Here is a 26,120-nt window from a genome sequence, read left to right as displayed (position 1 = left end):
GAACCATGGTCGCATTCACCAAGGGTCACGGCACGGGCAACGACTTCATCATCATCGCTGACCCGGACGGCGAGCTCGATCTGACCGTCGAGCAGGTCGCGGTGCTGTGTGATCGTCATTTCGGCATCGGCGCTGATGGAATCCTTCGCGTCGTGAGGTCCTCGGCCATTCCCGAAGGCGGTGCGACCCTCGATGAGGAGCCGCAGGCGGAGTGGTTCATGGATTACCGCAATGCCGACGGATCGATCGCCGAGATGTGCGGAAACGGCATCCGCGTGTTCGCTCACTACCTCGTGCGCTCCGGTCTCGCGACGATCGAACCCGGCTCGACCTTGCCGATCGGCACGAGGGCGGGTGTGCGCGACGTCACCCGAAGCGCCACCGGATACCAGGTGGATCTCGGTCGCTGGAAGCTCTCCGGTGACGACCCGCTCGTACGCGTCGACGGGCTGTCCGTCACCCGGCCGGGTCTCGGTATCGACGTGGGTAACCCGCACGTCGTTGTGGCCCTCGCCTCGGAGGCCGAGCTCGCGTCTCTGGAGCTGCACCGCGCGCCTGACCTCGACCCGCTGCTTCCCGCGGGCGCCAACATCGAGTTCGTCGTTCCCGGTGAACCGCTCGTCCGCGACGGCATCGGCCATGTAAGCATGCGCGTCTACGAGCGTGGCGTGGGAGAGACGCTCAGCTGTGGCACGGGGGTCGCCGCGACAGCCCTGGCGGTGCGGTACTGGGCGGGCGAGAAGGCTCCGAACAACTGGCAGGTGGAGGTGCCGGGAGGCACGCTCGGCGTGCGCATGTTCCCTGCGGAGGACGGCGAGCATGTCGCCCTCTCGGGGCCCGCGCAGCTCGTGTTCCAGGGCGAGGTCGACCTCGCCTGAGCACCCGACTCGGGTGCCACCGAGAATCGGACAGCCGCGGGCTCAGCTGAGGATGATCGGCTCCGTCGGCGGGTTTCCGTGCTTGCGTACCTTGAGGATGCGGTAGCCCTTGCCCGTGGCGGTGCGGAAGACGCTGTAGCCGGGGTGGAAGGTCGATCCGATCCATCGCTGAAGCGAATCGGCACCGAGGTTGCGCTGCACGACGAGCCACGCGTCGCTGCGCTCATCGAGGCGCGGGATCCAACGCTCGAGAAGACCGTGCAGCTCGTTCTTCCCCACGCGGATCGGCGGGTTCGAGCGGATCGTGCGGAAGGTGACGTGCTCGGGAACATCGTCGGGCAGAGATGCGTTGACATTGGTGAGCCCGAGAGCTGCCGCGTTTCGACGCACCAGATCGAGGGCGCGCTCGTTCACATCGACGGCCCACACCGTCGCGTGGGGAGCGGCCAAGGCCATCGAGAGCGTCACCGGACCCCAGCCGCTGCCGAGGTCGAGAAGATCGCCGCCCGGGGGAACCGGGGGCATGTTGGCGAGGAGCACTGCAGTGCCGGCATCCAGACGATCCGGGCTGAAGACTCCACCGGCGGTGGTGACTTCCAGCTCTCGACCTGCGAGCGATACGCGGATCTTACGCAGATTCTCGGGGCTTGCCGGGGCCGCAGTGAAGTAGTGATCTGACCCCATACGGTGAGCGTACCGGACAGCGCGGGCTAAGGTTAAGGCTCGCAACAAAACCCAGAGACAAGGAACGGATGACGGAGACCACCACACCCTCCACCGGCGACCACACGGTCGATCGTGTGCTCGCGAACGCGGAGAAGCGCTCGGACGTCCACGTCTTCGGCGCTGCGCAGGCGCTGCAGGATGAATCGACGGCATCGCACACGAGCTCGGACGGCGCGCAGTGGGATCTCGAGGACCGTCATGCGCTTCGACGCGTCGGGGGGCTCTCGACGGAGCTCGAAGACGTCACCGAGGTCGAGTACCGACAGTTGCGTCTGGAGAATGTCGTCCTCGTGGGCGTATATCCCCAGGGGGCTCAGGAAGACGCGGAGAACTCGCTCCGGGAACTCGCCGCGCTTGCGGAGACCGCTGGTGCGGTCGTGCTCGACGGTGTTCTGCAGCGTCGTCCGCACCCCGATGCCGCGACCTACCTCGGCCGAGGCAAGGCCCAGGAACTCAAGGACATCGTCGCCGCCGTCGGAGCCGACACCGTCATCGCCGACACCGAGCTCGCACCGAGCCAGCGTCGCGCACTCGAGGACGTCGTCAAGGTCAAGGTCATCGACCGGACCACGGTGATCCTCGACATCTTCAGCCAGCACGCGAAGAGCCGCGAGGGCAAGGCCCAGGTCGAGCTGGCCCAGCTCGAATACCTGCTGCCGCGTCTGCGCGGCTGGGGCGATTCGATGAGCCGCCAGGCCGGTGGCCAGGTGGGCGCCGGCGGCGCCGGAATGGGCTCCCGTGGCCCCGGTGAGACCAAGATCGAACTGGATCGCCGACGGATCCGCACCAAGATGGCTCTGCTCCGACGGCAGATCCGCGACTTCGGTCCTGCCCGTGACGCCAAGCGCGCGGAGCGCAAGCGGAACACGATCCCCTCCGTGGCGATCGCCGGATACACGAACGCGGGCAAGTCCAGCCTCCTCAACGCGCTCACCAGCGCGGGAGTGCTCGTGGAGAACGCGTTGTTCGCGACGCTGGATGCGACCGTGCGTCGCACCGAGACGGAGGACGGCCGCGTCTACACGTTGACCGACACCGTCGGATTCGTGCGCAACCTCCCGCATCAGCTCGTGGAAGCATTCCGTTCGACGCTGGAAGAGGTCGGCGAGGCCGACGTCGTCCTCCACGTCGTCGACGGGTCGCACCCGGATCCGGCAGGTCAACTGCAGACCGTGCGAGATGTGCTCGGCGATGTCGGCGTCCGCGACCTCCCGGAGATCGTCGTCTTCAACAAGGCGGATCTGATCGACGAGGACGAGAGGCTCGTGCTTCGCGGTCTCCAGCCCCACGCCCACTTCGTGTCATCACGATCGGGCGAGGGAATCGCGGAGCTTCGCGCTGCGGTGGAGGAAGCGCTCCCGAAGCCTGCCGTCGAGGTGCACGCCGTGATCCCCTACGATCGCGGCGACCTGGTCGCGGCGATCCACGAGTCCGGCATGCTCCTCTCCGTGGAGCACACGGAGGATGGCACTAGTGTGCACGCTCGCGTGTCGGAGCGTCTCGCCGCCGAACTCGCTCCGTTCGCCGCACAGAGCTGAGCGGATCTCATCGGGCGAGGAAGCGCGCCTCCACCGTGGCGGAGATCACGATCTCCTCGGGTTCGTATTCCATGGCCGGTGCCGCGTCGGCGGCGAACGCCACCCCACCACGCGCTTTGAGCATCGGAGCACCCGGTGACGGCTGTCCGCTGGAGATGAGACCGACGTCGGCGATCTCCAGGGGAGTGACCTCATCAAGGCCGAGCGCGCCCGCGTAGGCCTCGGCTCGTGTGACCGCGACACCGACGGCTGCGGCGGCCACATCGCGCTCGATCTGCGCGCGCGTGGCGGTCGTCAGATGCCAGTCCACCCAGCCCACCTCGACCCCGTCCCAGGGGGAGATGTCGGAGACCCAGATGGACAGGTCGGAGGCCTCTGCGAACGTGGCGGTGAAATCGATGCTCGCGTAGTACACGGGAGCGAGACGCTTGCCGTCGTTGCTCCACGGGCGTTCGGCCCGCACCGAGAGCCGCTTGCTCGTCCACTCGACGACGCTGCCCGCGTCCGCACGGTCGGTGATACTGCTGCGCACCGGTTCGGCAAGGCGCATCACGTTCTCGACGACGGCTGTGCGCTCGGGCCCATCCGCACGCACTCCGACGCGGATGGTGGCGCGCTCAGGGGCGACCCGCGCCTCGTGCTCGCCGCGGACGGTGACGGTGACTTCGCTCATGGGGCGACTCTACGCCAGCCGTCGGACCGGATGCGGAATGGCGTAGCCGCGGAGAACGTTGTAGTCTGTGATGCTCGGGCGTTCACCGCTCGGGCTGGTAATTCCACAGTGTGACAGCGGCTCCTTCGAGAGAAGGACCACGGGGCTGATCGGTTTCGACAGCGCCTGTGAATCCACGAGAAGCGGGCCGAGGATGCAGAGTTATCTCGTAAACGCTCTCTGCAAAACAATAGTTGCCGAAACCAAGCGCAACGACTTCGCCCTCGCTGCATAAGCGAGCCCGATAGTCCGTCAGGCCGTATGTGATTCCGATACGGATCCTGGCGTCATCTAGGAATCTTGCTGCGTGATGGCGTCTGGACGTCACGTGGGACTCTTCCCAGGCTGGGCTTGTCGACTTAGGTGTCTGTGACAAAGGTCGGAGCCGAGTAGAACGTCTTCACAGACTGCGCCCGGAGAAGGCGTGGAGACTCAGCGTTGGACGGGGGTTCGATTCCCCCCAGCTCCACCACGTCGCTGTCACACAGGAATGAGGCCCGCCTCTCCCAGGAAACTGGGGGAGGCGGGCCTTTCTGCGTCGGGGCGGCAACACGATAACGACCCCGCGCCGTCCCTCCGGCGCGATGGCATCGCGACGCACTCGAAAACGGCCGGGGGCGCTCTATATTGAGGTCTGTGGACAACACTTCGGAACCACCCACGAGCGGTCTCACCAGGACCGAGGTCGCCGAACGCGTCGCCGCCGGCAAGACCAATGCGTTCGTCGCCGACACCAGCCGCAGCGCGTGGAGCATCGTACGCGCGAACGTGTTCACCCTCTTCAACGGCATCGTCTTCGCCTGCTTCTTCGTGTTGTTCCTCGTCGGGCGATGGCAGGATGCCCTCTTCGGACTCGCGGCGTTCGCGAACGCGATCATCGGGTGCGTGCAGGAGTTCCGGGCGAAGTCCGCACTCGACCGTCTCGCGCTGATGAACGCACCGCGCGCGCTGGTCCTCCGAGACGGTGAGGAGGTCGAGGTCGCGCCGGGAGAGGTCGTCCTCGACGATGTCCTCGTGTTCCGGGCCGGAGAGCAGGTACCGGCCGACGCTCGGGTCCTCACCGCGCGGGGGCTCCAGATCGACGAGTCGATGCTCACGGGGGAGTCGGACCCGGTGGAGAAGCAGCCCGGCGACGACGCGCTCTCCGGAGCCGTGGTCGTTGCGGGAGAAGGAACCGCGACCGCGACACGCGTGGGCGCCGACTCCTATGCGAACCACTTCGCGGGTGAGGCCAAGCGCTTCTCTCTCGTCTCCAGTGAGCTGCGCACATCGGTCAATCGGGTCTTGAAGTGGGTCAGCTGGATCATCGGCCCGGTCGGGCTTCTCGTCCTCAATGCGCAGATCATCGTTCTCGGCGGTTACTCCACGGTCTTCTCGAGCGGTGCCTGGGTGCAGGCGGTGGTGAACACGATCGCGTCGTTGACGGCGATGATCCCGCTCGGCCTCGTGCTCATGACGAGCATCGCGTTCGCGGTGGGAGCGTCACGGCTCGCCCGCAGGCAAGTGCTGGTGAACGAGTTGCCGGCGGTGGAAGGCCTCGCGCGCGTCGACGTGGTATGCCTCGACAAGACCGGCACGCTCACAGTCGGCGAGATCGGGTTCGACGAGGCGCACCGCCTCGACGGGCTCACCTCGCCGCAGGAGGAGGACGCGGCGGCGGTATTGGCGTGGTACGCCGCGTCGCCCGATGCGAACGCGACCGCACGGTCGATGCGAACGGCCTACCCTGTGATCTCGCCTGTCGTCGTCTCGGGCTACATCCCGTTCTCGTCCGCACGCAAGTGGAGCGCGGTCTCGTTCGCCGAGGTCCCTGGGACATGGGTCATGGGGGCGCCGGAGATGGTGTTCGGCGATGCGGCGACGTCGTCGGCCACGCAGCTCGGTCGCACCGTGACCGCGTTGGCCGAGACCGGCCGACGCACGCTGGTCCTCGGTCATGCCGACGCGGTGCTCTCCGAGGCCGATGTCGATGCCGAGCGGCTCCCTGAGGGTCTCAAGGCCATCATCGTGCTCACGTTCCGGGAGCAGGTGCGCCCCGACGCCGCACAGACCCTCGCGTACTTCGGGCGCCAGCAAGTCGGCATCCGCATCATCTCGGGCGACAACCCTCGCACTGTCGCAGCCATCGCGCGCGAGGTCGGACTCGACGTCGCCGAAGGGTTCGATGCCAGAGGGCTTCCCGACGATGATGCCGAACTCGCCGACGTGCTCGACCGGCACACGGTGTTCGGACGCGTCACCCCCGAGCAGAAGAAGCGCATGGTCACGGCGCTGCAGAGCCACGGGCACACCGTCGCGATGACCGGCGACGGCGTCAACGATGCCCTCGCCATCAAAGCGGCCGACATCGGGATCGCGATGAACTCGGGATCGCCGGCCACCAAGGCCGTCGCAAGGCTCGTGCTGCTGGACGGACAGTTCTCGCACCTGCCGGATGTCGTCGCCGAGGGGCGCCAGGTCATCGCGAACATCGAGCGCGTGTCGATGCTGTTCCTGAACAAGACGGTCTATGCGACGCTCTTGGCGATCATCTTCGGCGCATTCGTCCTGGAGTTCCCGTTCCTGCCGCGTCAGCTCTCGATCACCGACGGCCTCACCATCGGCATCCCCGCGTTCTTCCTCGCGCTCATGCCCAACGCGGCGCGCTACGTCCCGGGGTTCCTCCGGCGCTCGCTCAGCTTCGCGATCCCCTCGGGCATCGTCGTCGCCCTGGGACTGACCTGGTACACGTTCGTCGCGCACGGACTGGGCGTGCACGAGGAGCAGCTGCGCACAGGAGCCACGGTCATCCTCGCCGTCGTGGGCATCTGGGTGCTGGCCGTCCTCGCGCGCCCGCTCAATCGGTTCAAGGTGGCCGTCGTGGGGGCGATGTTCATCCTGCTCATCGCCGTGTTCAGCATTCCGCTGGCCAGACAGTTCTTCGTGCTCGTCGATCCCGGGCCGGAGCTCGCCGTCGCGCTCACCGGGATCACGATCGTCATGGTCGCAGCGATCGAGGTCGTGCGGCTGCTGCACCGCCGCCTCGTGCTGTCACCGCCGCCGCGGAAGGATCCGAGCGTCGCCACCAGCGCATCCGAACCGCCGGTATCCGCTCCCCGTGTCGTCGCCGGCGTCATCATGACCGTGGTCGCCGTCCTGGCGTACGCTTTCGGCGCCCTGGCGACCGGGTTCGGCGTCCTGGTGTTCCTGGGGCGCTACGACCCGGATGTGAGCGCCTCGGCGTTCTCCCTCACCGGGGCGGCCATCGCGCTGTTCGGCCTCCTCGTCTTCGCGGTCGCCGCCGGCATCCGCCGGGGGAGCGGACTCTCGCGCCTCATGCTCACGATCTTCCTCGGGCTCGCGATCGCGCTCAGCGTGATCGTGCTCGTCTTCGGAGACCGCTGGGACTGGGGAGCCGCCCTGACCGCCGCGTTCGCAGCCGGGATCATCGTTCTGCTGTGGACTCCGCCGGTGTCGCGAACCTTCGGACGCATCCTCGAGAGCTCGATGGGCTCAGCGGCCCCGTAGCGGGCGCTGACGTCGGCTCATCCTCAGCGAGGCCACTCGATGAGGATAAGCCCCTGCCGAGTATCGGCGAGGCGCACCCAGCCGTCGCCGAACAGGTAGGTCATCCCGTAGCCGTCATCATCCGTACCCATTGCGTATCTGGGGTCTTCGGTGAAGTAGACACCGTCCGCTCCGTCCTCGCGCTTCCAGCCCTCGGCGAGGAGAGCGGACTGCGCGGAGGCGGCATCGGCGTCGTCGATGGCCGACCAGCCGTAGAGCTGCCCGTGGTCGGAGCCGACGGTGTAGTCGGCCCAGAAGCACAGCAGCCCCTCGGTCAGCTCGACGCCCCCGGCGACGAACTCCTTCGTCTCGGCCGTCCAGCCGGCCTCGGCGAGGGCCGCGACCGTGCCCGCCGAGATCATCGATTCGCAGGTCAGCTCCGTTTCGGGCGCCTCGGGTGTCGGAGAGCTCACGGGGGCGGTGGTCTCGGTCGGGCGGGGGTCGACGGCTTCAGGCGTCGACGAGGGCCGTGGTTCCGGTGCAGAGCACGCGCTGAGGGCTGCGGCGAGCAGCAGCACGCCCGCAGCGGCGGACATGATCCGGGAGTTCATCGCGGTCCTCGTCGTTCGGTTCAGCTCTGCATCAGGGTCAGGAAGTCACCGTGAAGGGTTCCGTTGGTGGCAAGTGTCGAGCGCGCGGAGATCGTCTCGGTTCCGTCGACAGCCGTCATCCGTCCGCCGGCTTCGCGGACGATCGGCACCGCTGCGGCGATGTCGTACTCCTTGACGCCGAACTCGGCGACCATGTCGATGCGCCCCTCTGCGAGGAGCATGTAGGAGTAGACGTCTCCGTAGGCGCGGTCGCGCCAGACTCGTTCAGCGACGGTCAGGAGCGTGTCGAGGCGGTCGGCCTCCGCCCACTGCGCGATGCTCTGGAAGCTCACACTCGCGTCGTCGAGAGAGGAGACGGACGAGGTGCGCAGCCGGCGCGCTTCGCCCTCGACGGTCGTCCAGGCGCCTTGTCCTTCTGATGCCCACCAGCGTCGCCCGAGCGCCGGCATGCTGACGACACCGATCTGGGGGACGCCGTCGATCGCGAGTGCGATCATCGTGCCCCAGAGCGGGACGCCACGAAGGAAGTTGGCCGTTCCGTCGATCGGATCGATGATCCACTGTCGCTGTGTGCTGCCCTGAGCGCCGAACTCCTCGCCGAAGATGCCGTCCTCCGGACGCTCGGTCTCGAGGATGCTGCGGATCGCACGCTCGGTGGCGAGATCGGCGTCCGTCACGTGGGAGTTGTCGGCCTTGGTCGAGATCTCGAGGTCCGAGGCATCGAACCTGGGGAGCGACTGCGCATCGGCGGCGTCGGCCAGGCGAAGGGCGAGCTCGAGGTCGTGGCGCAGGGCTTCAGCGTGGGGGGAGGTGGTCACGGTCTAAGAATAGTCGTCGGGTCCACGCCGCCGGAGGGCCGAAAGGCCATGTTTCGACGCCGTTTCCGGGGCGGCGCGCCCGGGGTCCGAGCTCGATTTCACATGGACCCGGTCGGCTGGTAATGTAATTCCTCGGTCGGGGTTATCCCGGGCCACGCACCTCTAGCTCAATCGGCAGAGCAACTGACTCTTAATCAGTGGGTTCTCGGTTCAAGTCCGAGGGGGTGCACGGAATAGCCTCTGTAGATCTCGCCATCTACCGGGGCTTTTCTGCTTTCTGTGCTGCGTCACGCGATACGTCGAGTCCGACTCCGGTCGCGTCCGGTGCAGCCAGTTGCCCTCCGCTCCCGCAGCGCTGTCGTCGATCCCGTCGTGGTTCCGAGTCGGTTCCGTGTGGGGAATCCGGCGGTATCGCGTAATGGATCGGCCCCGACGTGGTCTCTCAGGTGGGGACACACGCCTCGCGCCTTCGGAGGCACAGCTGCGCAGCAGCCGCGCCGGAGGAGTGGGGCCATCAAGAAACTGGGGAAGATCTTGCACGAGAGAAGAGGCGGCGCCGGCGTGCGCCGAAAGACGACCGCGATCATCGCCGCGGCAGCTGCAGTGCTCACCACCGTGATCACTCTCGCGGGGGCGGGGGCCGCTTCGGCGGCGGAGTATGACTATCCCGCGGCCATCGATCCGTCGTCGATCACCGTGACGACCGTGGGCGGTGGTGGCGGCGTGTCGCAGTGGGACCGGGTGCGTGTCGACGCCGACTGGACGGTGCCGGATGGGGCCGTCGGCGGTCAGACCTTCGGATTCACGCTCCCGAAGGAGTTCGCCAGCGCCGGGACGTCGTTCTCCGTGCCCTCGGCCGAGGACCCGAGCAAGGCGATCGCCGAGTGCACCGTGAGCGCCGATGCCTCTCCGGTCGTCACATGCACGCTCACCGACTACGTGAACGGGCGCACCGGGGTGACCGGATCGCTGTGGTTCGTCGCCTCAGCTGACGAGCAGACGACGGAGAACACGGTGGAGTTCACGGTCGACGGCACCATCACGCCGGTCGAGATCCCCGGTGGCGGTATCGGTCCGTCCTCGCCGCTGCCCACCGACCCGCAGAAGTGGTCGTGGCAGACCGCTGACGGCAGGATCGCGTGGCAGCTGATGCTGCCGGGTGCGAGCTTCGAGGGTGCGGAGTCGATCGTGGTCGACGACACCCTCACCGGTGCGGGTGACGGGCTCGCGGAGCATCACAACGAAGACGGTCAGCTCGTGGTGTGGAGCACGACGATGCAGGATCAGGATCCGCAGCCGATCACGAACTGGACCGGATCCTGGAACGCCGACGGAACCTCCTTCCACCTCGAGATCCCTGGACCGGTCGACCCGACGCGGATGTACTTCGTGAAGTACTTCACCGTGCCGAGTTCGCAGGCGGACGGCGCGACCTTCGCCAACACGGCCGACGTCAACGGCGTCAAGCTCAAGGAGACGAGGGCGTGGACGGTCACGGGCGGAGGGACCGGGGACGGCGACGCGACCGGTGCGTTCACCGTGACCAAGCTCGTCGGCGGATCCGGTGCGTCCGGCGTGCCGGCCGATGCCGAGTACACGGTGCGATACAGCTATGGTGATCCGGTCGTCGAACGCACCGTCACCGTCACGGCCGGGGCCACTGCGCCGCTCATCCAGCTGCCGGCGGGGACCGTGGTGACGTTGTCGGAGCTGACTCCGCCGGCCCTCGACGGAATCGAGTGGGGTGCGCCCGTGTTCTCAGGAACCGGGGTCACCGCGCTGGCCGATGGGGGAGCCCAGCTCACCGTCGGAGCTGGCACCACGCTCGCAGTCACCCTCACCAACACAGCCACCACGACGCCGCCGGTGATTCCGCCGACGACGCCGCCGACCGTCGTCACGCCACCGACCGAGCTGCCGCTCACGGGCGGATCGTCGCTGGCTACCACCGGAGGGAATGTACCCGCCGGGATGCTCTGGGCCGGGGGCGCGGCGCTGGTGCTCGGTATGGCGCTCACCGTTCTCGGAGCCGTGCGCGCTCGTGCGCGCGTCACCCAGGACTGATCGATCGCACGAGGCCGGTGCCGAGGAGCTTCCGCTCCTTGGCGCCGGCCTCGCCGTTTCCGCGGGTGCCTGCGGCTCGCGAGGGACCGCGGTGCTGCGCCAGTCAGACCACAGAGATGACCGTGCCGTCGGTGATGGTGCGGAGCTGTTCGAAGGTCAACGGCATGACGGTGTGAGGGTGCCCCGCGGCCGCCCAGAGCGTCGCGTGCTGCTGCAGCTCTTCGTCGATGTAGGTGCGAAGCGGTGCGGGGTGTCCGACGGGCGCGACGCCACCGATCGCCTGGCCCGTGGCAGAGCGGACGATGGACGCGGGGGCCATGGACACCTCGTCCACCCCGATACTGCTCGTCAGGGTGACGAGATCCACGCGGTGTCCGCCGCTGGTCATCACCAGAACGGGCGCGCCGTCGGCGAGGAAGACGAGGCTGTTGGCGATCGCCGACACCTCGCATCCGATCGCCGTCGCGGCCTCCGCCGCCGTGCGCGCAGAATCGGGGAGCACACGGATCACGGTGTCGACGCCCGCTTCCGCGAGGTGTCGCTGCACGATCCTGCTGCGTTCGGGGAGAGAAGCCGTTTCACTCATCGCCCCACGTTATCCAAGGAGCGTTCGGCCGTGCCGACTCAGGCGGCGTCACCGACGAGGATCGCTGCGGCGTCTTCCGTCGTGGCGTCAGCGGGCTCGTCGTCGATGTGGGCCAGTGCCCGGCGTCCGAGGAGGACGGTGAGGGCGGCGAGCAGCACCGAGGCGGCGGCGAAGAGGTAGGGCACCGTCGCGTTGAACGCATGCCACAGCAACGCCGCGATCGGGGGAGCCATCGCGCCGCCGAGGAAGCGGACGGCCGAGTATGCCGAGGAGGCGACGGAGCGGGGGAGGTCGGTCGCCTCCATCACCGCTTCGGTCAGCACGGTGTTCATCACGCCGAGGAGGAGTCCACCGACGACGATGCAGGTGACCAGCGCGGCGGCGTTCGCCACCAGGAGTCCCGCGGCGATGAGATCGATCGCCAGCAGGGGGAGCACGACCAGGATGATGCGGGTGCGGGCCATCCGACGCATGAGGAGCGGTGCGACCCAGACGCTGGTGACGGCGAGTGCGACACCCCAGCCGAAGAACGTGAGGCCGATGCCCATCGCCCCGAAGCCCAGGGGGAACGGTGAGAACGCGAGCAGGACGAAGAAGCCGATGTTGTAGAACAGGGCCGTGATCGCCAGTACCGCGAGTGCGGGGCGTCGCAGGGCGGTGAACGGGGCGGAGAACTTCACGGGGACCCGCTTCTCCCGGGGGCCGCGCAGGAGGACGAGCACGGCGACGAAGGCGATCGCCATCAGCACGACGACGCCGAAGAACGGTCCGCGCCAGCTCTGCTCACCGAGGAGACCGCCGAGGAGCGGACCGATGGCGATGCCGAGGCCGAGCGCCGCTTCGTACAGGACGATCGCCGCGCTGCTGCCCCCGGAGGCTGCGCCGACGATGGTCGCCAGCGCCGTCGAGATGAACAGGGCGTTGCCGAGACCCCAGCCGGCTCGGAATCCGATCACCGCATCGACGCTGCCGCTCAAGGCGCACAGCAGCGCGAACACCACGATCAGCGCCAGTCCGATGAGCAGGGTGGCCTTCGCGCCGATGCGGCTGGAGATCCAGCTGGTCACGAGCATCGCGAGCCCAGTCACCAACAGGTAGCTGGTGAACAGCAGCTCCGTCTCGACCGGGGATGCCTGGAGCGACTCGGCGATCGCGGGAAGGATCGGGTCGACGAGTCCGATTCCCATGAAGGCGACGACGCAGGCGAAGGCGACGGCCCAGACCTGTGCCGGCTGCTTCCACACCGAGGGGGTGGCGGGGGTGTTCACCGAGATTCTCCTGTTCGATCAGTGGCGGTGTGCGCGGCGAGGATCTCCGCCGCGCGGGTGAGGGCAGACCATTCCGCATCGGTCAACGCGGCGAACCTCGGCGCGAGCGTCTCGCGGAACTCGGCGCGCCACGAGGCGAGCGCTGCAGTGCCCCGGGAGGTGATGTCGACGACGGTCGCGCGGGAGTCGTCGGGATCGGGGGAGCGGCGCACGAGTTCCTCGCGCTCGAGCGCACCGAGCAGACGCGTCATGCCCGGTTGCGTGGTCCGCGCTGCGTGGGCGAGTTCACCCACTCGCCTGGCTCCTGCCTGCTCGAGCAGACTCAGCACCCGCCACTGCGCCGCAGGGGCGTCGTTTCCGGCGTCCTGAGCGGCGATGCGGCCGAGTGCGTATCCCGAGAGGACGAGGGAGGGGATGACATCCGCACGATTCATACCAGCGAGTATATACCCGATGGTATGTAATCGGATCACCGCCTCGTGCTGGAGATCCGCGCGGAGAGCTGATGTGCGTGCGCGAGGAGGGTCCGCCCGAGCTCGGCCATGCGGTCGGGGCCGAAGCGGAACGCGACGCCGGTCAGGCTCAGCGCCCACTCCGGGCGGCCGGAGCGATCGAAGACCGCAGCGCCCAGGCCCCAGCTGCCCTCGACGATCAGACCGGGGTTGACTGCGTATCCCCGTTCCTTGGTCTCGGCGAGACGTGTCCGAAGGGGCCGCTGACCGTGGGCGCGTCCCCAGGAGCCTTCGAGCTCAGGATGACGTTCCAAGTAGGCATCCACATCGTGGTCAGGGAGGAAGGCGAGGATGGCGAGCCCGGCGCTGGCGACACCGAGGGGGAAGCGCACTCCTTCACTGAGGACGAAGGAGCGGATAGGGAAGGAGCCCTCTTCGCGGAGCAGGCACACCGTCTCGTCTGCGCGCCGGACGGAGAGGAACGCGCTCTCCTCGGTCTTGACCGCTAGTGAGCGCACGATGTCCCGGGCCAGTGCTGTCACGTCGTACCGCGCGGCCGCCACCGATCCCATGAGGAACAGCTCCGGACCCGGCATCCACCTGGTGCTCGCGCCGTCGCGGTCGACGAGGCCCTCCGACTTCAGAGCGCTCAGGAGCCGGTGGGCGGTCGAACGCGAGAGGTCGGCGGCTATGGCGAGCTCCTGAAGTGAGGCCCCGTCGGAACCTGCTGCCGTGACCAGACGTAGAAGACGTGCGGCCCTGGCGATCGCCTGAGTGCCGGGCACCGAGGTTGTGGGTTCCATAATGTGGACGCTACCTCTGGGTTCGGCCACATCGCAAGATCCGGCTTTCCCGGACGGCTCCCCCGGACGGATGCTGAGGAAAGCACGGAACCGAAGGAGCCGACGTGATCGACAAGCAGTGGGAGTCAGCGGAGGCGGCCGTCTCCGACATCGAGGACGGATCGTCACTGGCGGTCGGCGGGTTCGGCCTGTCCGGGAACCCGATCGCCTTGATCGAGGCTCTTCTGGCGCAGGGGACGAGAGACCTCAGCGTCGTGAGCAACAACTGCGGAGTGGACGACTGGGGCCTCGGCGTCCTGCTCGCCGCCCAGCGCATCCGCAAGATGACATCGTCGTATGTCGGGGAGAACAAGGAGTTCGAGCGCCAGTTCCTCAGCGGTGAACTCGAGCTCGAACTCACCCCGCAGGGCACCCTGGCCGAGAAGCTCAGGGCCGGCGGCTCGGGGATCGCGGGTTTCTTCACCCAGACGGGCGTTGGCACGCAGGTCGCCGAGGGGGGCCTGCCGCGCAGGTACAACCCGGACGGCACGATCGCGGTCGCCTCGCCGGTGAAGGACGTGCGCAGCTTCGAGGTGAACGGGGAGGCGAGGGACTTCGTGCTCGAGGAGGCGATCACCACCGATTTCTCTCTGGTGCACGCCGCCCGCGGAGATCGCCACGGCAATCTCGTGTTCAACAAGGCGGCGCGCAACTTCAATCCGCTCGCCGCGATGGCCGGTCGCATCTGCATCGCGCAGGTCGAGCAGCTCGTGGAGCCGGGGGAGCTCGATCCCGACAGCATCCACCTCCCCGGGGTCTTCGTGCATCGCATCGTCGAGGTCGGCACCGACATCCCCAAGCGCATCGAGCGGCGCACGGTCGCCGCGGAAGGAGCCTGAGATGGCACTCACCCGTGAGCAGATGGCTGCCAGAGCGGCCGCCGAGCTGCAGGACGGCGCCTACGTGAACCTGGGCATCGGCTTGCCCACGCTCGTGCCCAACCACGTGCCGCGCGGCATCACCGTCGTCCTGCAGTCGGAGAACGGCATCCTGGGCGTCGGTCCCTACCCGAGCGAGGAATCCGTCGACCCCGACCTCATCAACGCGGGCAAGGAGACGGTCACCACTCTTCCCGGCGCCGCGTTCTTCGACTCGGCGACCAGCTTCGGCATGATCCGCGGAGGCAAGATCGACGCGGCGATCCTCGGGGCGATGCAGGTCTCCGCGACCGGCGATCTCGCGAACTGGATGATCCCGGGCAAGATGGTGAAGGGGCCCGGCGGTGCCATGGATCTCGTGCACGGGGCCGGCCGGGTCATCGTGCTCATGGAGCACGTCGCGAAGGACGGTTCGGCGAAGATCGTCGACGAATGCTCGCTGCCGCTGACCGGTCGCGGTGTGGTCGATCGGATCATCACCGACCTCGCCGTGATCGACGTGACCGCAGAGGGGCTGGTGCTCGTCGAGACCGCACCCGACGTCACGGTCGACGAGGTCATCGCTGCGACCGAACCACCCCTCATCGTCTCCCACGCTCTGCTCACCGGAAGGATCATGGACCATGACTGAGAACGACGTCGTCATCGTCGCCGCTGCTCGCACCCCGCAGGGACGCCTCAAGGGGCAGCTCGCCGCGTTCACCGCCCCCCAGCTCGGCTCCTTGGCCATCCGTGGAGCCCTGGAGCAGGGCTCCATCGCACCCGCAGACATCGACGCGGTGATCGTCGGTCAGGTGCTGGCCGCCGGATCCGGGCAGAACGCAGCCCGTCAGGCGGCCGTCGGCGCGGGCATCGGCTGGGACGTCCCCGCGCACTCCGTGAACAAGGTGTGCCTCTCAGGGCTGACCGCGGTCATCGACGCGGCGCGGATGATCCGCACCGGAGACGCCGAGGTGGTGGTCGCCGCCGGGATGGAGTCGATGACGCGCGCACCCCACCTGCTCATGGGATCGCGCGACGGCTGGGCATACGGGAGCGTCGAGGTACTCGACCACATGGCCTACGACGGGCTCACGGATGCGTACGACCGGGAGAGCATGGGGGCATCCACCGAACGGCACAACGCGCGTTTCGATCTCACCCGGCAGGCGCAGGACCGCGTCGCCGCGCTCTCGCATCAGCGCGCCACCGCCGCGCAGGAAGCGGGCGTGTTCGATGAGGAGATCGTCGCCGTGGACGTTCCCCAGCGCCGCGGCGAGCCCGTGCGTGTCACGAAGGACGAGGGCGTGCGCGCCGACACCACGGTCGAGACCCTCGCGGGGCTGCGCGCAGCTTTCGCCGAAGGCGGTTCGATCACCGCGGGGAACTCCTCACCGATCTCGGACGGCGCCTCGGCCGTGGTCGTGACCACTAGACGGACCGCGGAGGCCAAGGGGTGGCCCGTGCTCGTGACCGTCGGCGCGAGCGGGCAGACGGCCGGGCCGGATAACTCCCTGCAGGCGCAGCCGGCGCGGGCGATCGAGCGCGCGTGCGAGAAGCAGGGCATCGCCCCCTCGGATCTCGACCTCGTGGAGATCAACGAGGCCTTCGGTGCGGTCGTCGCGCGTTCGCAGGTCGAACTCGGCCTCGACGAGGCCATCGTGAACATCCACGGCGGCGGCATCGCGATCGGCCACCCGATCGGCGCTTCCGGCAACAGGCTGGTGGTGCATGTCGCGCACGAGCTCGCGCGTCGAGGCGCAGGCACGGCAGCCGTCGGCCTGTGCGGCGGCGGCGGTCAGGGCGAGGCGCTCATCCTCACCCGGTGACGGGAGTCGCGGGCGGGACCGCGCTCAGGGACGCGCGTCCTTGGCGTGGTCCTGCGTGTCGGCGAGGGCCTTCTGCGAACGGAACTGCAGTCGCTGCGCTTTCTTCGCCTTCTTGACCGACTGCGGGGAATCGGCGTCGACCCGCACTCCGCGACGCTCGCGGTTCATGTCGACCACGGCGCCGACGGCGAGAGCCATGGTGATCGCCCAACTCACCCAGGACAGGACGGCGCGCCAGGTGACGGGCTGCTCGCGGGTGCCGCGCAGCAGGGAGACCCCGGCGGAGATCGCAGCGACAAGTCCGGTGCTGAAGAGGTAGCGCATTCCCCCACGGTACCTTCCCGCACCCCCGGTCGCACCGAGCCTTGACAAGCCCTCCCCGATCCTGGCAAGGGAGGGGCAGATGAAGCGCAGCGTCCGCAGACGAACGAGTCGAATGCGGCGTGCGAGTCGAGCGCGCGCGGAGAGCACGGACCCGGAGTCTCCCTGCCGATCCCCGGGTGCACCCGCTATCATGGCCAGGTCGCGGCTCGCCCGCGGCCGCACAACCGTGTATCTACCGGCCGTCGGCATTCCGACGGACAGCGGCGGCACCCGACATCGCGTCTTCGACGCGCGAGAGCCATGACACGCGCAACAACATCGCAGCAACTCGCCGAGCCGAGCCTTCTCCGTCTCGCCGGCCTTCCCTACTTCCTCATCGCCTTCATCGCGCGACTGCCGTTCGCCATGATGGTGGTCGGCGTGCTGACAGTGGTCGTCTCCGCTCGCGGCTCCCTGTCGCTGGGCGGGCTCACCTCCGCGGCCGTCGGCCTCGGCACCGCCTGCTTCGGGCCGCTGCTGGGCGCCGCGGCCGACCGGTTCGGGCAGCGGACCGTGCTGCTGGTGCTCGCCCTGGCGAACGGGGCGATGCTCCTGCTGTTCACGTTCGTCGTCTACGGCACCGCCGCCGACGGCTTCGTGCTGCTCGCGGCGGTCGGCATCGGGGCCACGGCTCCGCAGGTTGCGCCGCTCTCGCGGTCGCGTCTGGTGACGATCATCAGCGACCGGATGCCCGAGGGGCGCCGCGCCAAGACGGTATCGGGCACGATGGCCTACGAGTCGGCCGCCGATGAGACCGTGTTCGTCTTCGGGCCCTTCATCGTCGGCATCCTCGCCTCGGCGATCGCGCCGTGGGCGCCGCTGGTGGGAGCCGCCGTGCTGACCGTGGTGTTCGTGGGGGCTTTCGCCCTGCACCCCAGCGGACGGCACGTCTCGCAGGATCGGGATGCGGATGGCAAGGCGCCGTCGACCGTCTCCGAGCTGTTCCGGCCCCAGTTGCTGATCGTGGTCGTCGGCATCCTCGGTGTCGGGATCTTCTTCGGAACGATGCTCACCTCGCTCACATCGTTCATGGCCGACCGCGGTGCACCAGAGCAGGCCGGCCTCCTCTACGGCGTCATGGGCGTCGGCTCCGCGATTCTCGCGCTCGGTGTCGCGTGGCTTCCCGCCGCGTTCTCGATGCGTGCGCGGTGGCTCGTCTTCTCGGGCATCCTGCTGGCGGGAACACTCCTGCTCGGCTTCGTCGACACGCCGGGAACCATGATGGTGGCGCTCGCGATCATGGGCATCGGCATCGGCCCCACACTTGTCACGCAGTACAGCTTCGGCGCCGCTCGCAGCCCGCGCGGGCGCTCGGCCACCGTCATGACCATGTTGGGCTCCGGCGTCGTGGTCGGGCAGTCGATCGGCGCCGCCTTCGCGGGCGAGATCGCCGAGAGCGTCGGGACTCCGGCTGCGCTCCTGCTGCCGATGGTCGCCGCGTTCATCGCGTTCGCCGCGGGAGTCGCGAACTGGATGCTCAGCGGTGAGAAGCGTCGAGCGGCTCCCGTCAAGCCCTGACGATCGATCCGCGGAAATCGAGGTTCCTCGATAGCCTGGAGGAAACCCCCGGGAGGAGCCCTCGTGGCCGCAGCAGATTTCGTCGTCGTCGCCAACCGCCTGCCCGTGGACCGCGTGGTGGGCCCCGATGGCGAGGAGGCGTGGCGCACATCCCCCGGCGGCCTCGTCGCGGCCCTCGAGCCGATGATGCGCAGCGTGCACGGCGCCTGGGTCGGCTGGGCCGGTCAGGCCGACCTGGAGCTCGCGCCCTTCGAGGCCGACGGCATCGATCTCATCCCGGTCGCCCTGAGCGCCCAAGAGGTCGCCGAGTACTACGAGGGCTTCGCGAACGACACCATCTGGCCCCTCTACCACGATGTGATCGCACCGCCGCAGTACCACCGTGAGTGGTGGGACGCCTACGTCACCGTGAATCGCCGTTTCGCCGAGGCGGCGGCTGCTGCTGCGGCGCCGGAGGGCACGGTCTGGGTGCACGACTACCAGCTGCAGCTCGTGCCGCAGATGGTGCGTGAGCTGCGCCCCGACGTCACGATCGGGTACTTCCACCACATCCCGTTCCCCGCGCACGGTCTGTACGCGCAGCTGCCCTGGCGCGATCAGGTGCTGCGCGGCCTGCTCGGTGCCGATGTGATCGGCTTCCAGCGCGCGCAGGATGCCACGTACTTCCTCACCGCCGTGCGCCGCCGACTGCGCTACGAGGTCAAAGGTCCGCACGTCGCCGTGCCCGAGGGGGAGGGCGAGGGCACGCGCACCGCGATGGCGCGGGCGTTCCCCATCTCCATCGACACCACTCCCTACCTCGAGCTCGCCGCTCGCGAGGACGTGCGTGCGAGGGCGGCGGAGATCCGCGCGAGCCTCGGCAATCCGAAGCGCATCCTGCTCGGGGTCGACCGCCTCGACTACACCAAGGGCATCCGCCACCGCATCAAGGCGTACGGTGAGCTCCTCGCCGAGGGCCGGCTCAAGGTCGAGGACGTGACGCTCGTGCAGGTCGCCAGCCCCAGTCGCGAGCGTGTGGACGCCTATGTGCACCTGCGTGACGAGATCGAGCTCGCCGTCAGCCGCATCAACGGCGACACCGACACCATGGGCCACTCCGCGATCCGATACCTTCACCAGGGATACCCGCGCGAGGAGATGGTCGCGCTGTATCTGGCCGCGGACGTGATGCTCGTCACCGCTCTGCGCGACGGCATGAACCTGGTCGCCAAGGAGTACGTCGCCACCCGCGTCGACGACCGCGGCGTGCTCGTGCTGAGCGAGTTCACCGGCGCGGCGGATGAGCTGCGCCAGGCCGTCCGGGTCAACCCGCACGACATCGAGGGGCTCAAGGACGCGATCATGACGGCGGTGGAGATGCCGCCCGCCGAGCAGGGTCGCCGCATGCGGTCGCTTCGCCGACGTGTGCTCGACAACGACGTGAACGCCTGGTCGTCGTCGTTCCTGAAGGCCCTCTCCGAGGTACGCGGCCGCTGAGCACCCGCGACACCGAACCCGAGCCCACAACGCACGACCCCTGTGATTGGAGCATCCATGACGCGCCCCTGGATCCCCGGAACCGCTGACGACGACCTCAAGGCCCTGGCCGCCACGCCGCGGCTGGTGGTCGCCCTCGACTTCGACGGCACAGCCTCTCCGCTGGTCGCCGACCCGATGGCGGCGCGGGCGCTCCCCGAGGTCGCCGTCCAGGTCGATCGTCTTGCAGCACTACCTGACACGGTCGTCGCCTACGTCTCCGGACGCAGCATGCACGATCTCCGCGTCATCACCGAGCACTCCGACGACTCCGCGATCGCCCTGGCAGGTTCGCACGGCGCGCAGTACTGGTTTCCGGGCGAAGGCGACGTCGACGCTCCGGGCGAGGCGACAGAAGACGGTGCGCGCGAAGAGCTCTGGGCGGCGGCCCAGCCGATCATCGACCGCTACGACGGCGCCGAGTTCGAGCCCAAGACCTTCGGCATGGGTGTGCACACCCGTCGCGCCGATGCCGAGACCGAGCAGCGCGTCTTCGCCGAGATCGACGCCCTCGTGGCCGAGCGCTTCCCGCACTGGAGGCGCCGCTCCGGTCACCGGGTGCTCGAGTTCTCCTCGCGGACCGAGGGCAAGGATGCCGCGATGGCGGCCCTCCGCGACCGGTTCGATGCGACCGGCATCCTGTTCGCCGGCGATGACGTGACCGACGAGGACGCGATGCGCGTGCTGGAGCCCGGTGACCTCGGCGTGCGCGTGGGGCCGGGGGAGAGCGTGGCGACCCTGCGTGTGGACACTCCACAACAGATCGCCGAGCTTCTGGAGGCGTTGGCGGACGAACGCACCTCCGCACGGCAATAGACTTCCGTCATGTCCTCGCATGATCCCGCCAGCAGCGCGCCCATCGACATCAAGCCCCGCAGCCGCGTCGTCACCGACGGCATCGAGGCCACGACCTCCCGCGGTATGCTCCGTGCCGTCGGCATGGGCGACGCCGACTGGGACAAGCCGCAGATCGGCATCGCCTCGAGTTGGAACGAGATCACTCCCTGCAACCTGAGCCTCGACCGGCTCGCGCAGGGGGCGAAGGAGGGTGTGCATTCGGGCGGCGGCTACCCGCTGCAGTTCGGCACCATCTCGGTCTCCGACGGCATCTCGATGGGCCACGAGGGGATGCACTTCTCGCTCGTGTCGCGCGAGGTCATCGCCGACTCGGTCGAGACCGTGATGATGGCAGAGCGCCTCGACGGCTCGGTGCTCCTGGCCGGGTGCGACAAGTCCATCCCCGGCATGCTCATGGCCAGTGCGCGCCTCGACCTGTCGAGCGTGTTCCTGTACGCCGGATCGATCGCTCCGGGCTGGGTCAAGCTCTCGGACGGCACCGAGAAGGACGTCACGATCATCGACTCGTTCGAGGCCGTGGGTGCGTGTCGCGCCGGCCTCATGAGCGAGGAGGACCTGAAGCGCATCGAGTGCGCCATCGCTCCGGGTGAGGGCGCGTGCGGCGGCATGTACACCGCCAACACCATGGCTTCGGTCGCGGAGGCCCTCGGGCTCAGCCTCCCGGGCTCGGCGGCTCCGCCCGCAGCGGACCGCCGTCGCGACTACTACGCTCACCGCTCGGGCGAGGCCGTCGTGAACCTGCTCCGTCAGGGCATCACGACCCGCGACATCCTCACCAAAGAGGCGTTCGAGAACGCGATCGCCCTCGCGATGGCCCTCGGCGGCTCCACGAACGTCGTCCTGCACCTGCTCGCGATCGCCCGCGAGGCCGAGGTCGAGCTGAGCCTGCACGACTTCAACCGCATCGGCGACAAGGTTCCGCACGTCGCCGACATGAAGCCCTTCGGCAAGTACGTCATGAACGACGTCGACCGTCACGGCGGCATCCCCGTGATCATGAAGGCGATGCTCGACGAGGGACTGCTGCACGGCGACGCGCTCACAGTCACGGGCAAGACGCTCGCCGAGAACCTCGCCGACCTCGACCCGCAGCCGATCGACGGCGAGGTCATCCACACGTTCGACAACCCGATCCACGCCACGGGCGGCCTCACGATCCTGCACGGCTCGCTCGCTCCCGAGGGTGCCGTCGTCAAGACCGCCGGCTTCGATGCGGCCGTCTTCGAGGGTCCCGCCCGCGTCTTCGAGCGCGAGCGTGCCGCGATGGACGCCGTCGCCGAGGGGGAGATCGAGCCCGGCACCGTCATCGTGATCCGCTACGAGGGCCCCAAGGGCGGACCGGGCATGCGCGAGATGCTCGCCATCACGGCGGCCATCAAGGGCGCTGGGCTCGGAAAAGATGTACTACTCTTGACTGACGGACGATTCTCAGGCGGCACAACCGGCCTGTGCATCGGCCACATAGCACCCGAAGCGGTGGACGCAGGTCCTATCGCCTTCGTGCGCGATGGTGATCTGATACGGGTCGATATCGCAGCTCGCTCTCTCGATCTACTCGTCGACGAGGCAGAGCTCGCCTCCCGCCGTTCTGGCTGGGAGCCGCTTCCCCCGCGCTACACCCGAGGCGTTCTTGCCAAGTACTCGCGCCTCGTGCGGTCCGCCGCCGAGGGCGCGACCACCGGCTGACCCGGACGCTCCGGCATCCGGCGTCCTGCACAGATCATCAGAAGGAAACTCATGACTGCTGATTCCGCCCCGGCCGTGCCGAGGCCGCCCGCCCGTCAATCCTCTGCGCCGGAGATCACCGGTGCGGAGGCCGTGGTCCGCTCGCTCGAGCTCCTCGGCGTGACCGACGTGTTCGGTCTTCCCGGCGGCGCGATCCTCCCGGTCTACGATCCGCTGATGGACGCCTCCGAGCTCCGCCACATCCTGGTGCGGCACGAGCAGGGCGCCGGCCACGCGGCCGAGGGTTACGCGTCGGCATCCGGCAAGGTGGGCGTGTGCATCGCCACCTCCGGCCCCGGTGCGACCAACCTCGTCACCGCGATCGCCGACGCCTACATGGACTCCGTGCCCATGCTCGCCATCACCGGCCAGGTGTTCTCGACGCTGATGGGGACGGACGCGTTCCAGGAGGCCGACATCGTGGGCATCACGATGCCGATCACCAAGCACTCGTTCCTGGTGAAGGATGCGTCCGAGATCCCCGGTGCGATCGCTGCGGCCTACGAGATCGCCGGTACCGGACGCCCCGGTCCTGTGCTGGTCGACATCACGAAGGACGCGCAGCAGGCGACCGCCCCGTTCGTGTGGCCGCCCAAGATCGACCTCCCCGGCTACCGTCCGGTGACGAAGGCGCACGGCAAGCAGATCCAGGCCGCAGCGACTCTGCTCGCCGAGGCCAAGAAGCCGGTGCTGTATGTCGGCGGTGGCGTGATCCGCGGCAAGGCGTCGGCGGAGCTCCTCGAGCTCGCGGAGTCCACCGGTGCACCGGTCGTCACGACGCTGATGGCGCGCGGTGCGTTCCCCGACTCGCACCCGCAGCACCTCGGCATGCCGGGCATGCACGGCACGGTTCCCGCGGTGCTGGCGCTGCAGGAGGCCGACCTGCTCGTGTCGCTCGGCGCTCGGTTCGACGACCGCGTGACGGGCAAGGCGGCACTGTTCGCGCCGAACGCGAAGGTCGTCCACGTCGACATCGACCCGGCCGAGATCTCCAAGATCCGCACGGCCGATGTGCCGATCGTCGGCGATGTGCGCGACGTGCTCACCGATCTCGACGCGGCCTTCCGCGGAGCGACTGCAGGCACCAAGCCCGACATCGACGAGTGGTGGTCGTACCTCGACGGTCTGCGCACCGAGTTCCCGCTCGGCTACGCGCCGACCACGGACGGCCTCCTCGCCCCGCAGTACGTGATCCAGCGGATCGGCGAGCTCACCGGCCCCGAGGGCATCTTCGCCTCGGGCGTCGGCCAGCACCAGATGTGGGCGGCGCAGTTCATCAAGTACGAGCGTCCGAACGCCTGGTTGAACTCCGGCGGCGCCGGCACGATGGGTTACTCGGTTCCCGCCGCGATGGGTGCCAAGGTGGCGCAGCCCGAGCGTCCGGTCTGGGCGATCGACGGCGACGGCTGCTTCCAGATGACCAACCAGGAGCTCGCGACCTGCACGATCAACAACATCCCGATCAAGGTCGCGATCATCAACAACTCGTCGCTGGGCATGGTGCGGCAGTGGCAGACACTGTTCTACGACGGCCGTCACTCCAACACCGACCTCAACACCGGTCACGGCACGATCCGCATCCCCGACTTCGTCAAGCTCGCCGAGGCCTACGGCTGCCTCGCGATCCGCGTGGAGAAGGAGGAGGAGGTCGACGCCGCCATCCAGCTCGCGCTCGAGACGAACGACCGCCCCGTGGTGATCGACTTCGTCGTGAGCGCCGACTCCATGGTGTGGCCGATGGTGCCGCAGGGAGTCAGCAACAGCTATGTCCAGTACGCCCGCGAGCACGCGCCCGCATTCGACGAGGAGGACTGATCCATGTCGACCCACGTGCTGAGCCTGCTGGTGGAGAACACCCCCGGCCTGCTGACCCGTGTCGCGGGGCTCTTCGCCCGCCGCGGCTTCAACATCGACTCCCTCGCCGTCGGCGTGACGGAGGTGCCGGGGATCTCCCGCATCACCGTCGTCGTCGACGTCGACGAGCTCCCGCTCGAGCAGGTCACCAAGCAGCTCAACAAGCTGATCAACGTGATCAAGATCGTCGAGCTCGACTTCGCCACGTCGGTGCAGCGCGAGCACATGCTCGTGAAGGTGCGCACCGACAATGCCACGCGATCGAACGTGATCGAGGTCGTGAACCTCTTCCGCGCCTCGGTGGTCGACTACGCCTCCGACGCCCTCGTGATCGAGGTGACCGGCGACAAGGGCAAGGTCGACGCCATGCTGCGCGCGCTCGAGCCCTTCGGGATCAAGGAGATCGCGCAGTCGGGTCTTCTCGCGATCGGCCGTGGCGGCAAGAGCATCACCGAGCGCGTCCTGCGCGGCTGACCAACCTGAGTACCGAGTTTTCGCCGCTCATCGAGCACGCGAAGCCAGACGAAACGCAAAGAACAAGGAGAAACACAAAGTGAGCACCGAGATCTTCTACGACGCCGATGCAGACCTGTCCCTGATCCAGGGCAAGAAGGTCGCGATCGTCGGCTACGGCTCGCAGGGCCACGCCCACGCGCAGAACCTGCGCGACTCGGGTGTCGAGGTCGCGATCGCCCTCAAGGAGGGCTCCAAGTCGGCCGCCAAGGCCGAGGAGGCCGGCTTCCCGGTGAAGACCGTCGCCGAAGCCACCGAGTGGGCCGACGTCATCATGATCCTCGCGCCGGACCAGCACCAGCGCACGATCTACAGCGAGTCGATCGCGCCGAACCTCACGGCCGGCAAGACGCTCGCCTTCGCGCACGGCTTCAACATCCGCTTCGGCTACATCGATGCTCCCGAGGGCGTCGACGTGATCCTGGTCGCCCCGAAGGCTCCCGGCCACACGGTCCGTCGCGAGTTCGTCGCCGGCCGCGGCATCCCCGACATCATCGCCGTCGAGCGCGACGCATCGGGCAAGGCCTGGGACCTGGCGCTCTCCTACGCGAAGGCCATCGGTGGCACCCGCGCCGGTGTCATCAAGACCACCTTCACCGAAGAGACCGAGACCGACCTGTTCGGTGAGCAGGCTGTTCTCTGCGGCGGCGTGAGCCACCTGGTGCAGGCCGGCTTCGAGACCCTGACCGAGGCGGGCTACCAGCCGCAGATCGCGTACTTCGAGGTTCTGCACGAGCTCAAGCTGATCGTCGACCTGATGTGGGAGGGCGGCATCGCCAAGCAGCGCTGGTCGATCTCCGACACCGCCGAGTTCGGCGACTACGTCTCGGGTCCGCGCGTCATCGACGAGCGCGTCAAGGAGAGCATGAAGGGTGTGCTGGCCGACATCCAGTCCGGCGCCTTCGCGAAGCGCTTCATCGATGACCAGGACAACGGTGCGGAGGAGTTCCTGGCGCTGCGCGCCAAGGAGGAGCAGCACCCGATCGAGGTCACCGGCAAGGAGCTGCGTTCGCTCTTCGCATGGAAGCAGCAGGACGAGGACTACGTCGACGGCAGCGCTGCTCGCTGATTCGATTCTCGAAAGAACGGGCGTCCCCTCGGGGGCGC

At 68.2% G+C, this 26,120-nt stretch carries 23 protein-coding genes, 1 tRNA gene and 1 other RNA gene; 16 read left to right on the top strand and 9 right to left on the bottom strand.

Going from position 1 to position 26,120, the window contains the following annotated elements:
• The first annotated feature begins 5 nt into the window (after positions 1-5).
• Positions 6-878 carry a diaminopimelate epimerase gene (dapF, locus tag ACP699_RS03775; protein WP_055868710.1) on the top strand — a complete coding sequence of 291 codons (873 nt, stop codon included), beginning with the start codon at positions 6-8 and terminating at the stop codon, positions 876-878.
• Positions 879-920: 42 nt separating this feature from the next.
• Here dapF and ACP699_RS03770 read toward each other — a convergent pair whose 3' ends face one another.
• On the bottom strand, positions 921-1,562 hold the full coding sequence (locus ACP699_RS03770; protein ID WP_055868707.1) for a class I SAM-dependent methyltransferase: 642 nt from the start codon (positions 1,560-1,562) through the stop codon (positions 921-923).
• A gap of 68 nt (positions 1,563-1,630) precedes the next feature.
• Here ACP699_RS03770 and hflX point away from each other — a divergent pair, with 68 nt between their 5' ends.
• On the top strand, positions 1,631-3,142 hold the full coding sequence (gene hflX / locus ACP699_RS03765; RefSeq protein WP_127482464.1) for a GTPase HflX: 1,512 nt from the start codon (positions 1,631-1,633) through the stop codon (positions 3,140-3,142).
• Positions 3,143-3,149: 7 nt separating this feature from the next.
• Here the strand turns inward: hflX and ACP699_RS03760 are convergent, their stop codons facing one another.
• Positions 3,150-3,815, bottom strand: coding sequence for an SIMPL domain-containing protein (locus ACP699_RS03760; protein ID WP_127482463.1), 666 nt, complete (start codon positions 3,813-3,815; stop codon positions 3,150-3,152).
• A gap of 141 nt (positions 3,816-3,956) precedes the next feature.
• On the opposite strand from ACP699_RS03760, the gene ssrA reads away from it, so the two are divergent.
• Both ssrA and ACP699_RS03750 read left to right on the top strand, forming a co-directional pair.
• Positions 3,957-4,326, top strand: a transfer-messenger RNA (tmRNA) gene (gene ssrA / locus ACP699_RS03755).
• Positions 4,327-4,490: 164 nt separating this feature from the next.
• Positions 4,491-7,361: an HAD-IC family P-type ATPase gene (locus ACP699_RS03750; RefSeq protein WP_426169290.1), complete on the top strand. Its 2,871-nt coding sequence runs from the start codon at positions 4,491-4,493 to the stop codon at positions 7,359-7,361.
• A gap of 23 nt (positions 7,362-7,384) precedes the next feature.
• Here the strand turns inward: ACP699_RS03750 and ACP699_RS03745 are convergent, their stop codons facing one another.
• Both ACP699_RS03745 and ACP699_RS03740 read right to left on the bottom strand, forming a co-directional pair.
• Positions 7,385-7,951: a hypothetical protein gene (locus ACP699_RS03745; protein ID WP_055868701.1), complete on the bottom strand. Its 567-nt coding sequence runs from the start codon at positions 7,949-7,951 to the stop codon at positions 7,385-7,387.
• A 20-nt stretch (positions 7,952-7,971) separates the two neighbouring features.
• Positions 7,972-8,769: an inositol monophosphatase family protein gene (locus ACP699_RS03740; RefSeq protein WP_127482461.1), complete on the bottom strand. Its 798-nt coding sequence runs from the start codon at positions 8,767-8,769 to the stop codon at positions 7,972-7,974.
• Positions 8,770-8,925: 156 nt separating this feature from the next.
• On the opposite strand from ACP699_RS03740, the gene ACP699_RS03735 reads away from it, so the two are divergent.
• Together ACP699_RS03735 and ACP699_RS03730 are read left to right on the top strand one after the other, a co-directional pair.
• Positions 8,926-8,998: transfer RNA gene (locus tag ACP699_RS03735), tRNA-Lys, on the top strand.
• 332 nt (positions 8,999-9,330) lie between these two features.
• Positions 9,331-10,833: an Ig-like domain-containing protein gene (locus ACP699_RS03730; RefSeq protein WP_426169285.1), complete on the top strand. Its 1,503-nt coding sequence runs from the start codon at positions 9,331-9,333 to the stop codon at positions 10,831-10,833.
• Between the two features lie 103 nt (positions 10,834-10,936).
• Here the strand turns inward: ACP699_RS03730 and ACP699_RS03725 are convergent, their stop codons facing one another.
• The 4 genes from ACP699_RS03725 to ACP699_RS03710 are packed head-to-tail and all read right to left on the bottom strand — an operon-like array spanning position 10,937 to position 13,942.
• Positions 10,937-11,419: a YbaK/EbsC family protein gene (locus ACP699_RS03725; protein WP_127482459.1), complete on the bottom strand. Its 483-nt coding sequence runs from the start codon at positions 11,417-11,419 to the stop codon at positions 10,937-10,939.
• A gap of 38 nt (positions 11,420-11,457) precedes the next feature.
• Positions 11,458-12,687 (bottom strand): MFS transporter, encoded by a 1,230-nt coding sequence (locus ACP699_RS03720; protein WP_302792610.1) that lies wholly within the window; start codon positions 12,685-12,687, stop codon positions 11,458-11,460.
• A complete protein-coding gene (locus ACP699_RS03715; RefSeq protein WP_017830827.1) occupies positions 12,684-13,121 on the bottom strand; it encodes a MarR family winged helix-turn-helix transcriptional regulator in 438 nt (145 codons plus the stop codon). Before ACP699_RS03715 ends, ACP699_RS03720 begins: the two co-directional genes overlap by 4 nt.
• A 35-nt stretch (positions 13,122-13,156) precedes the next feature.
• A complete protein-coding gene (locus tag ACP699_RS03710; protein ID WP_127482457.1) occupies positions 13,157-13,942 on the bottom strand; it encodes an IclR family transcriptional regulator in 786 nt (261 codons plus the stop codon).
• A gap of 104 nt (positions 13,943-14,046) precedes the next feature.
• On the opposite strand from ACP699_RS03710, the gene ACP699_RS03705 reads away from it, so the two are divergent.
• The 3 genes from ACP699_RS03705 to ACP699_RS03695 are packed head-to-tail and all read left to right on the top strand — an operon-like array spanning position 14,047 to position 16,667.
• Positions 14,047-14,820 (top strand): CoA transferase subunit A, encoded by a 774-nt coding sequence (locus tag ACP699_RS03705; protein WP_055868674.1) that lies wholly within the window; start codon positions 14,047-14,049, stop codon positions 14,818-14,820.
• 1 nt (position 14,821) lies between these two features.
• Positions 14,822-15,490 carry a CoA transferase subunit B gene (locus tag ACP699_RS03700; RefSeq protein WP_200935133.1) on the top strand — a complete coding sequence of 223 codons (669 nt, stop codon included), beginning with the start codon at positions 14,822-14,824 and terminating at the stop codon, positions 15,488-15,490.
• Entirely contained in the window at positions 15,483-16,667 is a 1,185-nt protein-coding gene (locus ACP699_RS03695) for an acetyl-CoA C-acetyltransferase (RefSeq protein WP_426169277.1), read from the top strand. Before ACP699_RS03700 ends, ACP699_RS03695 begins: the two co-directional genes overlap by 8 nt.
• 24 nt (positions 16,668-16,691) lie before the next feature.
• Here the strand turns inward: ACP699_RS03695 and ACP699_RS03690 are convergent, their stop codons facing one another.
• Positions 16,692-16,991, bottom strand: a complete 300-nt coding sequence (locus ACP699_RS03690; protein ID WP_017830822.1) for a hypothetical protein — start codon at positions 16,989-16,991, stop codon at positions 16,692-16,694.
• 300 nt (positions 16,992-17,291) lie between these two features.
• On the opposite strand from ACP699_RS03690, the gene ACP699_RS03685 reads away from it, so the two are divergent.
• The 7 genes from ACP699_RS03685 to ilvC all read left to right on the top strand — a co-directional run bounded on the left by ACP699_RS03685 (position 17,292) and on the right by ilvC (position 26,082).
• Positions 17,292-18,548, top strand: coding sequence for an MFS transporter (locus ACP699_RS03685; protein WP_055872690.1), 1,257 nt, complete (start codon positions 17,292-17,294; stop codon positions 18,546-18,548).
• Positions 18,549-18,611: 63 nt separating this feature from the next.
• Positions 18,612-20,024 (top strand): alpha,alpha-trehalose-phosphate synthase (UDP-forming), encoded by a 1,413-nt coding sequence (locus ACP699_RS03680; RefSeq protein ID WP_055868667.1) that lies wholly within the window; start codon positions 18,612-18,614, stop codon positions 20,022-20,024.
• Positions 20,025-20,081: 57 nt separating this feature from the next.
• Positions 20,082-20,879 (top strand): trehalose-phosphatase, encoded by a 798-nt coding sequence (gene otsB, locus ACP699_RS03675; protein ID WP_055872687.1) that lies wholly within the window; start codon positions 20,082-20,084, stop codon positions 20,877-20,879.
• 9 nt (positions 20,880-20,888) lie between these two features.
• Positions 20,889-22,607, top strand: coding sequence for a dihydroxy-acid dehydratase (gene ilvD / locus ACP699_RS03670; RefSeq protein WP_017830818.1), 1,719 nt, complete (start codon positions 20,889-20,891; stop codon positions 22,605-22,607).
• Between the two features lie 51 nt (positions 22,608-22,658).
• Positions 22,659-24,461: an acetolactate synthase large subunit gene (locus ACP699_RS03665; RefSeq protein WP_055868661.1), complete on the top strand. Its 1,803-nt coding sequence runs from the start codon at positions 22,659-22,661 to the stop codon at positions 24,459-24,461.
• Positions 24,462-24,464: 3 nt separating this feature from the next.
• Entirely contained in the window at positions 24,465-24,974 is a 510-nt protein-coding gene (ilvN, locus tag ACP699_RS03660; protein ID WP_017830816.1) for an acetolactate synthase small subunit, read from the top strand.
• A gap of 79 nt (positions 24,975-25,053) precedes the next feature.
• A complete protein-coding gene (gene ilvC / locus ACP699_RS03655; protein WP_017830815.1) occupies positions 25,054-26,082 on the top strand; it encodes a ketol-acid reductoisomerase in 1,029 nt (342 codons plus the stop codon).
• Positions 26,083-26,120 lie beyond the last annotated feature (38 nt).

Source organism: Microbacterium sp. DWRC1-3, from assembly GCF_049896645.1.
In the GTDB taxonomy this organism is placed as follows: Bacteria; Actinomycetota; Actinomycetes; order Actinomycetales; family Microbacteriaceae; genus Microbacterium; species Microbacterium maritypicum.
Note: the sequence above shows the minus strand (reverse complement) of the source record. Positions and strands in the feature narration are given on the sequence as shown.